8 protein-coding genes, 4 tRNA genes and 1 pseudogene are annotated in these 9,941 nt (G+C 62.4%); 6 read left to right on the top strand and 7 right to left on the bottom strand.

Annotated elements, in window-relative coordinates; genetic code table 11:
* Positions 1 to 257: 257 nt before the first annotated feature.
* The 4 genes from ACF8EA_RS00685 to ACF8EA_RS00670 all read right to left on the bottom strand — a co-directional run bounded on the left by ACF8EA_RS00685 (position 258) and on the right by ACF8EA_RS00670 (position 700).
* Positions 258 to 333: transfer RNA gene (locus ACF8EA_RS00685), tRNA-His, on the bottom strand.
* Between the two features lie 36 nt (positions 334 to 369).
* A tRNA-Leu gene (locus ACF8EA_RS00680) sits at positions 370 to 454 on the bottom strand.
* A 52-nt stretch (positions 455 to 506) separates the two neighbouring features.
* Positions 507 to 582, bottom strand: a tRNA-His gene (locus tag ACF8EA_RS00675).
* 41 nt (positions 583 to 623) lie between these two features.
* Positions 624 to 700, bottom strand: a tRNA-Arg gene (locus tag ACF8EA_RS00670).
* A gap of 269 nt (positions 701 to 969) precedes the next feature.
* Here ACF8EA_RS00670 and folD point away from each other — a divergent pair.
* The gene (gene folD / locus ACF8EA_RS00665; protein ID WP_021785508.1) at positions 970 to 1,824 is read left to right on the top strand and encodes a bifunctional methylenetetrahydrofolate dehydrogenase/methenyltetrahydrofolate cyclohydrolase FolD; all 855 of its coding nucleotides are present in this window, start codon (positions 970 to 972) and stop codon (positions 1,822 to 1,824) included.
* Positions 1,825 to 1,918: 94 nt separating this feature from the next.
* On the opposite strand, the gene ACF8EA_RS00660 is transcribed toward folD, so the two are convergent.
* From ACF8EA_RS00660 to ACF8EA_RS00650, 3 genes and pseudogenes are all read right to left on the bottom strand, one after another.
* Complete coding sequence (locus ACF8EA_RS00660) at positions 1,919 to 3,607, bottom strand: putative bifunctional diguanylate cyclase/phosphodiesterase (protein ID WP_392520943.1); 1,689 nt, start codon at positions 3,605 to 3,607, stop codon at positions 1,919 to 1,921.
* Between the two features lie 13 nt (positions 3,608 to 3,620).
* Positions 3,621 to 4,730: a methyl-accepting chemotaxis protein gene (locus ACF8EA_RS00655; RefSeq protein ID WP_392520945.1), complete on the bottom strand. Its 1,110-nt coding sequence runs from the start codon at positions 4,728 to 4,730 to the stop codon at positions 3,621 to 3,623.
* 174 nt (positions 4,731 to 4,904) lie between these two features.
* Positions 4,905 to 5,186, bottom strand: a pseudogene (locus ACF8EA_RS00650) (PAS domain-containing protein); the annotation flags it as partial.
* Positions 5,187 to 5,452: 266 nt separating this feature from the next.
* On the opposite strand from ACF8EA_RS00650, the gene ACF8EA_RS00645 reads away from it, so the two are divergent.
* The 5 genes from ACF8EA_RS00645 (at position 5,453) to ACF8EA_RS00625 (ending at position 9,932) form a co-directional block, all read left to right on the top strand.
* Positions 5,453 to 5,767, top strand: a complete 315-nt coding sequence (locus ACF8EA_RS00645; protein ID WP_028697376.1) for a helix-turn-helix domain-containing protein — start codon at positions 5,453 to 5,455, stop codon at positions 5,765 to 5,767.
* Between the two features lie 227 nt (positions 5,768 to 5,994).
* Complete coding sequence (locus tag ACF8EA_RS00640) at positions 5,995 to 7,305, top strand: C4-dicarboxylate transporter DctA (protein ID WP_021785512.1); 1,311 nt, start codon at positions 5,995 to 5,997, stop codon at positions 7,303 to 7,305.
* A gap of 44 nt (positions 7,306 to 7,349) precedes the next feature.
* Positions 7,350 to 8,048, top strand: coding sequence for a FadR/GntR family transcriptional regulator (locus ACF8EA_RS00635; RefSeq protein ID WP_021785513.1), 699 nt, complete (start codon positions 7,350 to 7,352; stop codon positions 8,046 to 8,048).
* A 16-nt stretch (positions 8,049 to 8,064) separates the two neighbouring features.
* Entirely contained in the window at positions 8,065 to 8,733 is a 669-nt protein-coding gene (locus tag ACF8EA_RS00630) for a GntR family transcriptional regulator (protein WP_103444059.1), read from the top strand.
* 149 nt (positions 8,734 to 8,882) lie between these two features.
* The gene (locus ACF8EA_RS00625) at positions 8,883 to 9,932 is read left to right on the top strand and encodes a hypothetical protein (protein ID WP_392520942.1); all 1,050 of its coding nucleotides are present in this window, start codon (positions 8,883 to 8,885) and stop codon (positions 9,930 to 9,932) included.
* Positions 9,933 to 9,941 lie beyond the last annotated feature (9 nt).

The following is a 9,941-nucleotide window of genomic DNA, read 5'->3' as shown; positions in this document are numbered from 1 at the left end:
CGCATCACCGCAAAAACCAAGACAGGCACCTTGCCGCCCAGACACAATCGGCCGCAGAACACCTCATAAAAGCTTGACCGCCAACAGAGTAAGCGCGACCACCTTGTTTACCCGGCACGATATCGAGGAGGAACATCAGGAGCCACGCGGGCGACGCTCAACCTCAAACAAAGACACCAGAACACTGACGGCATGCACATCACAACCCCAAAACAAAAAGGCGCCCGATCTCACGATCAAGGCGCCTTTCAGGAATATGGGGTGGACGATGGGAATCGAACCCACGACAACTGGAATCACAATCCAGCGCTCTACCAACTGAGCTACGCCCACCATATTGCGGTCTTGCGGTACAACCTTACAGAAGCATGGTGCGGACGAAGAGACTCGAACTCTTACAGCTTGCGCCGCTGGAACCTAAATCCAGTGTGTCTACCAATTTCACCACGTCCGCGTAACGCTTAAAACAAAGGCGCCAGATGCTATCGAGGCGCCCTTGAAGAATATGGGGTGGACGATGGGAATCGAACCCACGACAACTGGAATCACAATCCAGCGCTCTACCAACTGAGCTACGCCCACCATATTGCATTACAGCCTACTTGCTTGCCAAAGCTGCCTAATGGCGCACCCGGCAGGACTCGAACCTGCGACCATCCGCTTAGAAGGCGGATGCTCTATCCAGCTGAGCTACGGGCGCTTAAGCTTGAAGCCTAACCGAACGAGACGCTAACAAGGAACTGTTAAACCACTCATTCTGCCCGACTTAGCCAACCAGTGCTAGGCTGTGCCCGACAAGTGCGGCGAATCTTATAGTCGACCCCGAAAGTCGTCAACACCTTTTTCGAAAAAATTTAAATTATTTAAGGGGTTAGGGGATTTGCCCGACCACCCGCCTTTGCCCTTGGCCCATGTCGTGCGAGAATGCGCGTTCTTTATTGTTCCTTCTCGATGGTTAATCACGCGTCTATGACTGCACACCTAATCGATGGCAAGGCTATCGCCGCCAGCCTGCGCCAGCAGATCGCTCAACGTGTCGTGGAGCGTCGCCAGCAAGGCCTGCGCACGCCGGGCCTGGCGGTGATCCTGGTCGGCACCGACCCCGCCTCCCAAGTCTATGTCTCGCACAAGCGCAAGGACTGCGAAGAGGTCGGCTTCATTTCGCAGGCTTTCGACCTGCCCAGCGAGACCACGCAACAAGCCCTGACCGAGCTGATCGACCGTCTCAATGACGATCCGGCCGTCGACGGCATCCTGCTGCAACTGCCGCTGCCGGCGCACCTGGACGCCTCGCTGCTGCTCGAGCGCATTCGCCCGGACAAGGATGTGGACGGTTTCCATCCGTACAACATCGGCCGGCTGGCCCAGCGTATTCCGCTGCTGCGCCCATGCACGCCAAAAGGCATCATGACCCTGCTGGAAAGCACCGGCCAGGACCTGTACGGCATGAACGCGGTGATCGTCGGCGCGTCCAACATCGTTGGCCGCCCGATGGCCATGGAACTGCTGCTGGCCGGCTGTACCGTGACCGTCTGCCACCGCTTCACCAAGGATCTGGCCGGCCATGTCGGGCGTGCCGACCTGGTGGTCGTGGCGGCCGGCAAGCCGGGCCTGGTCAAGGGTGAGTGGGTCAAGGAAGGCGCCATCGTCATCGACGTGGGCATCAACCGCCAGGAAGACGGCAAGCTGGTTGGCGACGTGGTCTACGAGACTGCCCTGGCACGCGCCGGCTGGATCACACCAGTGCCGGGCGGCGTCGGGCCGATGACCCGGGCGTGCCTGCTGGAGAACACGCTGTATGCGGCAGAAGAGCTGCACAAGTAATACCGCGTGATGCGAAAACGGCACCTCTTGCAGGTGCCGTTTTTTTTTCCCGTGATTGATGGTGCGGGTCAGGACCACGGCCCGCTGATGGCCTTCAAGGGTCACGCCACTGCACCGGCTGCCGGTAGGCCTGTGCCCAGGCTTGCACTTCACTGGCCGGCATCGGCCGGGCAATGCAGTAACCCTGCGCCAGCTCGCAGCCCAGGTCCATCAGTACCCGGCCATGCTCGACACTCTCCAGCCCTTCGGCAATCACCTCGCGGCCAAACGCCCGGGCCAGGCCGATCACCGCCTCCGTCAGCGCCAGATCGTCCTGGTCATGAAGGATGTCCCGTACGAACGACTGGTCGATCTTGATCGTCTGGGTCGGCAAGCGTTTCAGGTAACTCAACGACGAATAGCCGGTGCCGAAATCGTCCAGCGAGAAACGCACACCCAGCGCACGGCAGGCGTCCAGGCAGCGGCTGACGTGCTGCAGGTTGTCGATGGCCACTGACTCGACGATTTCCAGGTCCAGCAGCGCCGGGTCCACCGCCGGGTACGCTGCCAGCAGTTGCTGCAGGCGCTCGGCAAAGTCACTGCGCTGCAAGTGCCGCGCGGCGATATTCACGCTCAGTGACCAGGGCTGCCCTTGCAACTGCCAGACCTGCAACTGGCTCAATGCCTGCCCTATCACCCACTCGCCGATTTCGACGATCAGGTCGGTCTGCTCTACCCACGGCAGGAAATCGCCTGGCGGCACCACGCCACGGCCCGGCCGTTGCCAGCGCAACAACCCCTCGAAGCCCAGTACCTTGCCACTGCGCAGGTTGACCTTGGGTTGGTAGTAAAGACACAACTCGCCGTTGCGTAGCGCCCGGCGCACGCGCGCCACGGTCTGGTGGGTGGCCTTGAGTTCCTGCTCCTGTGTCACATCGAACAGATGGTAACGGTTGCGCCCGCGCTGCTTGGCCACATACATGGCCTGGTCGGCGTGGCGCACCAGGGTGTCGGCATCTTCGTCATCCTGCGGGTACAGGGTCACGCCGATACTGGCGCTGAGCGACAGCGTATGCCCACGCACCACACAAGGCGCCGCCAATGCCCGCAATACCCGCTGCAGGGCTGCATGCAGCTGGCACTCATCGTCGACGTCGCGCAGGATCAGCACGAACTCGTCGCCCGACAGCCGGGCAACGGCATCACCACCGCGCAGGATACTCTTCAAACGCTGCGCCACTTCCACCAGCAGCAGGTCACCCACGGCATGCCCGTAGCCGTCGTTGACCGCCTTGAAACCATCCAGGTCGAGCATGCACACCGCCAGCGAGATGCCTTCACGGCGCGAACAGGCCAAGGCCTGGTTCAGCAGGTCGGACAGATAGGCGCGGTTGGGCAGGCCGGTGAGCACATCGTGGCCCACCCGCCACTGCAAGGTATGCAGTAGCTGCCGCTTCTCTGTAACGTCAAAGCGGATGGATACATACTTGCGCACCTGGCCTGTAAGCGGATCGACCAGTGGCACCATGGTGCTGTCGACCCAATACAACGAACCGTCCTTGGACCGGTTGCAGATTTCGCCCTTCCACACCCGCCCGGCAGCCAAAGCCCGCCACATGCCGACAAAGAACGTCGGCTCATGCAGGCCGGAATTGAGGATACGGTGGTTGGCCCCCAGCAGCTCCTCACGGCTGTAGCCCGAGATGCTGCAGAACTGCTGATTGACGTAGGTGATGTTCCCACGCAGGTCGGTTTCCGAAAAGATCGCGGCCGCGTCCACGGCCGCGCGATAGTTATCATCCATAAAGCATCCTGCCTTAGCGGTTGAAGCGCTCCACCAGGGCGCGCAATCCGGCGCATACATGTTCCAGTTCGGTGCCGCGCGAGGCGGCGGCGTTGGCGCTGTGGGCGCTGTGCTGGGCAATGCCGGCAACGCCGTTGATCTGCCGCGAAACGTCTTCTGCCACCGCCGACTGCTGCTGCGAGGCGGCGGCCATCTGCTGGCTCATATCGCTGATGCGCTGTACCGCGTCACGAATGCCATGCAGCGCTTGCCGGGCCTCCTGCACCTGGATAACGCCTTGCTCGGCACCGTCGATGCCGTGGCTGGCGATCGCCACGGCTTCCTCGGCGCCACTGCGCAAGGCATCGATGATGGCCTGGATGTGCAGGGTGGACTGGCGAGTCTTGTCGGCCAGTGCCCGCACCTCGTCGGCGACCACGGCAAAGCCGCGGCCCTGCTCGCCCGCACGGGCTGCCTCGATGGCGGCGTTGAGGGCCAGCAGGTTGGTCTGCTCGGCAATGCCACGGATCATCCCGGCTGCCTCGGCGATGGCGCCAGTCTGACCAGCCAGGTGACTGACCGCCTGGTTGATCTGCGTCACAGTGCTGGCCAAGTTACGAATGGCCGCACCGCTTGCATCGGCTACCTGGCTACCTTGTTCGGCCAGCAGGTGGGCCGTGTGTGCCTCGGCGGCGGTCAACTGCACGTGGTTGGCCACTTCGCCAATGGAGGCGGCCATCTGGTTCATTGCGGTGGCGCTCAGGTCGGTTTCGGCGCGCTGCTCCAGCAATGCCGCCTCGGTGCTGCGCGACAACTGCCCGGCATCGCGAGCAGCCACGGCCATTTGTCCGGCCAGGTCGCTTAGCCGCGTCAAGGCGGTTTTCAGACGTGCCTCTTCGCTGATCAGCATCAGTTGCAACTGCCCGGCAGCACCCGTCAGGTCGCTGTAGGTCAAGGCTGCAACCGGGTCGGCGAAGGCACCTTCGGCGCCCTGCACAATCTGCTGTAGCTGCCGCCCGAGGGCGTTGCGCGCCCACAGGCCGCAGGCCACGAACAGACCCAGGGTCAGCCCCTGCCCCACCAGACCGGGCCACAACTGGTTTGCGCCTACCGCCAGCAGCCCGCCGGCCAGTGGCAAGGCCAAGGCCTGCATCAGCAAGCTCAGCCGGCGCGGCGCCGACAATGCCACCTGACCGTTTCGCAGCCGCGCATATAGCGCTTCGGCACGGGCGACTTGCTCCCGCGTGGGGCATACGCGCACCGACTCGTAACCCACGACCCGACCACCTTCGAGGATGGGCGTGACGTAAGCATTGACCCAGTAGTAGTCGCCGTTACGGCAGCGATTCTTGACGATACCCATCCAGCTCTTGCCGGCTTTCAGGTAGCGCCACATCAACTCGTACACCGCTGGCGGCATGTCCGGGTGGCGCACCAGGTTGTGCGGGCTGCCGATCAGTTCGGCCTCGCTGTAGCCACTGATGGCGGCAAACTCAGGGTTGCAGTAGGTGATCAGGCTGGCGGTATCGGTAGCAGAAATCAGCCGCTGATGAGGGGGGAAACGTTGCTCGACCGGGGTTACCGGCAAGTTGAGGCGCACGATGAGACTCCATTCAATGACAAGCCGGTATCCAGTTCATCGACGGCCACCGGAACCGATTCATGGCGATCAGTTCCAATAGGCAAAAGCGCTTCCTGCCGTTGAGGCACGAGGCCGAACGGCACAAGGAAGAGGACGATGACTAACCGGTCAGACCATGAATTCTACGAAATTCATCACATAAATAAAACAAAGGTGATCGATCATGGCGTTGCGCCACATGGATAGATATCGTTAAGTTCTTGATTCTAAATGGGAATTAAGCGATGACGAGATCAGCTTTGGGTATCGCCCTGCGCCGCTACCGCAAGCTGGCGGGCCTGACCCAGGCACAACTGGCCGAACGGACCGGCTTCGACCCCAAGACCATCAGCCGTTTCGAAACCAGCACCTACACCCCCAGCATCGATGCAATCTTGGCGTTTGCCCAGGTGCTGGGCGTCAAGCCCAAGGACTTCTTCGCAGAACCGGACGACGAAGAGGAGCAGCGCGCCTACCTGTTCGGCGTCATCCACAACGCCCCGCCTAAAGATCTTGGCAAGCTGATTGCAGCAGTGGACCAGGCACTGGCCAAGCCCTGAGCTATTTCACGCGCCTACTTTCACGGCACGCACCGATCTAGAGCATGGCAGGCCGGATTGCCCCACAACTGGTCAGACCGGTAAGGCCAAAAAACCTTGCAATCGAGGATTTTTCGCGCTTTTATGGCCTCGCGCTGAACAAACCGGTAAGACCACAATAATTAAGTCCTGCGCTCTTTCGCCCCGTGCGGCTACCGAAGCAAGGACACCGATCAGAGACTCCTCCCATGCTCAAATGGTGCTCGCGTTCGATTTTCCTGCAAGTCGTACTTGGCCTTGCCCTCGGCATCGCCTGCGGTCTGAGCTTCCCCGACCTCTCCCTGCAACTCAAACCCCTCGGCGACGGCTTCATCAAGCTGATCAAGATGCTCATCGGCCTGATCGTGTTCTGCGTGGTGGTCAGCGGCATTTCGGGTGCGGGCGACCTGAAAAAGGTCGGGCGCATCGGCCTGAAGTCGGTGATCTACTTCGAAGTGCTGACTACCCTCGCGCTGGTGATTGGCCTGGTGTTCGCCTTCAGCAGTGGCATTGGCAGCGGTGCCAATATTCACCTGGATCAACTGTCCGCCGCCGATGCCAACGGCCTGGCCGAGCGCGGCCAGCACATCCATGGCGCCACGGCGTTCTTCATGGACCTGATCCCCACCTCGGTGATCGGTGCATTCGCCGACAACAACATTCTTCAGGTGCTGCTGTTCTCGGTGCTGTTCGGCAGCGCGCTGAACCTGGTGGGTGACTCGGCCGCCGGCATCTCGCGACTGATCAATGAACTGAGCCATGTGATCTTCCGCATCATGGGCATGATCGTGCGCCTGGCGCCGATCGGCGTGTTCGGCGCCATCGCCTTCACCACCAGCAAGTATGGCCTGGAGTCGCTGCAGCACCTGGGCGGGCTGGTGGCGCTGTTCTACCTGACCTGTGCCGGCTTCGTACTGATCGTGCTGGGCACCGTCATGCGCTTGTCGGGCCTTAAACTGCTGCCGTTGATCAAGTACCTGCGTGAAGAGCTGACCATCGTCCTGGGCACCGCCTCTTCCGACGCCGTGCTGCCACAGATCATGCGCAAGCTTGAGCACCTGGGTATTGGCAGTTCAACGGTTGGCCTGGTGATCCCTACCGGCTACTCGTTCAACCTCGATGGTTTCTCCATTTACCTGACCCTGGCCATCGTGTTCATCGCCAACGCCACCGGCACGCCACTGGAAATGACCGACCTGCTGACCATCCTGCTGGTGTCGCTGGTGACTTCCAAGGGGGCTCACGGCATCCCAGGCTCGGCACTGGTGATTCTTGCCGCCACCCTGACTGCGGTACCGGCGATCCCTGTGGTAGGCCTGGTACTGGTGCTGGCGGTGGACTGGTTCATGGGTATCGGCCGGGCGTTGACCAACCTGATCGGCAACTGCGTAGCCACCGTGGCCATTGCCCGCTGGGAGAAGGACATTGACCTGGAGCGCGCGCAGAACGTGCTCGACGGCAAGCCTGGCTTTGCCCCCGCGCCACGCAAGCAACCCAACGCCCATCAACAGGAATTCTGAGCGAACGTGGCCGGCATTGACGCCGGCCCTTCCAGGAGCGAAACGTGATCAGCTCATCAACCGTCGTCAACTCAGTGGTGGAAAAACTCCGCCAGGCCCTGGCCCGCGGCCAATGGCGCACCGGCGACATGCTGCCAGGCCAGCGCGAACTGGCCGAACAACTGGGCATCAGCCGCCCCAGCCTGCGCGAAGCGGTAACCGTGCTGGAAACACTGGGCCTGGTGCGCTCGTTGCCCGGCAAGGGTGTGTTGGTGCTGGACGCCGATGCCCAGGCGTCGGGTGGGGAAGTCAGTGCTGCGGCCAGCCTGGCCGACGTACTGGAACTGCGCTACACACTCGAACCGTTCATCGTCGGCCTGGTGGCGCAATCGGCCAACAGCCAGGACATCGGCCAACTGCGCCTGACCCTGATGGACATGCGCGAAGCGCTGGAGGCCGATGACAGCGAAGCCGGGGTCAAAGCCTACATTGCCTTCCATGAAGCGCTGTTCGCCCTGACCACCAACCCGATTTTCCAGAGCGTGGTGCAGCAAACCGGCAATGCCCTGAAGCAAAGCGCCGACATGCTGCGCAACTCGCCAGAGCACCTGGCCGCGCGGCTGAAGGAGAACGAAGCGGTGGTACGTGCCATTCGCGAACGCAGCAGCGCCCAGGCCAGTGCCCAGATGCGTCAGCATATCGTGGCCGAAGGGCTGCGCATGGGCATCGCGCTGAATATCCCGGACGAACATCCACATCCATGACCTCAGGAGAGTGACCATGAACGCCGCCCCCCACTTGCCTGCCCTGCTCGCGGCCGGCGAAACCCGTCTGTCGGCCGAGCAGATTTACCCGCGGCTGTTCGACGCCATTCTCGAACAGCGCCTGCCCCCGGGCAGCCTGTTGCCTGAGCAGGCGCTGGGCCATGCATTTGGTGTCAGCCGCACGGTGATCCGCCGCGTGCTCGGGCGCCTGTCCGACCAGCAGGTGGTGGTGCAGCGCCCCAGCCACACCGCCCATCTGGCCGCGCCTGACCCAGACCAGGCACGCCAGGTGCTCAGTGCCCGGCGCCTGGCCGAAACCACGCTGATCACACTGGCCGCGCAACGCGCCCGGCCGGCGCAGGTACGCCAGCTACGGCAACTGGTGGAGCGCGAGCGCCAGCACCATGAGAGTGGTGAACGCTGCGCGGCGATCCGCCTGGGCGGCGAGTTCCACCTGAAACTGGCGCAGGTAGCGGCCAATGCGCCGCTGGCGCGATTTCTCAATGGGCTGGTACCGATGACCTCACTGATCATCGCTCGCTACGAATCGCCGTGCTGCGATCATTGCGCGTGGGAAGAGCATGCGGCGATCATCGATGCCGTGGAGCAAGGTGATGCCGAAGCGGCCTTGGGGTTGATGCACAGGCACCTTGACCGCCTGGAAGAAAAGCTGGACCTGGACTAATCCGACCAGACTACGCGATCGCTCCTGCTCAGGCCGCGTTCTCGCACCATTTGCAGCTGCGCTGAGCGGGCGATGGGCTGCACAGCAGCCCCGATAACCCCACCCTATACTGCGAGAACCAGCCCAGCCTCTACCAGGGAGGCGGTCGCGTGAGTTCTCGAATCTTCCTGTTGCTATGCCTTCTACTGGCCCTCGGCGGTTGTGCCAGCAAGCGTCCCCCTGCCCCGCCCCCGCCTACAATACTCAGCCCTGCGGCGTGGCAACGCATCGATCAGGAACTGATCGACGCCTCGGCCGGCGCCGCCGGTTCGGCCAATGACTATGCCCGTCGCTCGATGCGGGTGTGGAAGGATCAGGTGCAACAACGCACCGAGCGCGACTTCATCCCCTGGTTCACGGGTTACTGGACCCAGCAATGGCTCACCCTCAAGGTGGCCTGGTACAAGCTCGACAGCGGCGAGGGTCGGGAACCGGCAGAAAAACGCCTGGCCCTGTACCTGCAGGAGCAATATCACGCGCGGGTGATCGAGCCGGTAGCCGAGCAGATCAACCCCGAGGGCATCCGCGACCGCGCCTGTGAACTGTATCTGCAACTGCTCGGCCAGCAACTGCCGGCCATCATCAGCCGTTACAACGCGCCGCCCGAGCAGTTCAGCCAGCGCCTCAACCGTATCCCCGCCATCGCCCTGGGGCCACCGGATGCGCGCAATGCCAGCCTCTATCAGCTGCTGCGGGCCAAGTCACTGGCCCAGCAACCGGCCTGGCAAGCCATGCGCCAGCACTTGCATCAGCAGGCCAGCAAAGGCCCTGGCAGAACCGATGTCGGACTTAACTCGGTGGCCACCCAGGCCAGCGAAAAGCTCGGCGCCACCCTGGCGCCACGCGGTATCGCCAGTGCCGTGGCATCGGCAGTGGGCAAGGTGGCGGGGGCGATGATTTCGATTGCTACGGCCGGTTACGGGATGATGACACATGACCGTGAACACCCGCAGATGGTCGAACAGCTGCGGGTGATTCTCAACGTGGCGTTGAACCAGGAATGGCAGGAGTTGATGGAGAACCGCCAGAGCGGCGCCATGGCGGGGGTCTATTACCTGTCGGGGCAGGTTGAGGACAGCTTGCTGGCCAGTGCGCCGCGGCCGATGGAACAGCAGGTTGAGCAGCAGCAGGCGCCTTTGATCATTCGCCTGTCACCTTAGTGGCGGCCT

This window comes from Pseudomonas sp. YQ_5 (genome assembly GCF_043103305.1).
Classification (GTDB): domain Bacteria; phylum Pseudomonadota; class Gammaproteobacteria; order Pseudomonadales; family Pseudomonadaceae; genus Aquipseudomonas; species Aquipseudomonas putida_Y.
The sequence above is the reverse complement of the archived record's forward strand: the minus strand, read 5'-3'. Positions and strand labels throughout refer to the sequence as shown.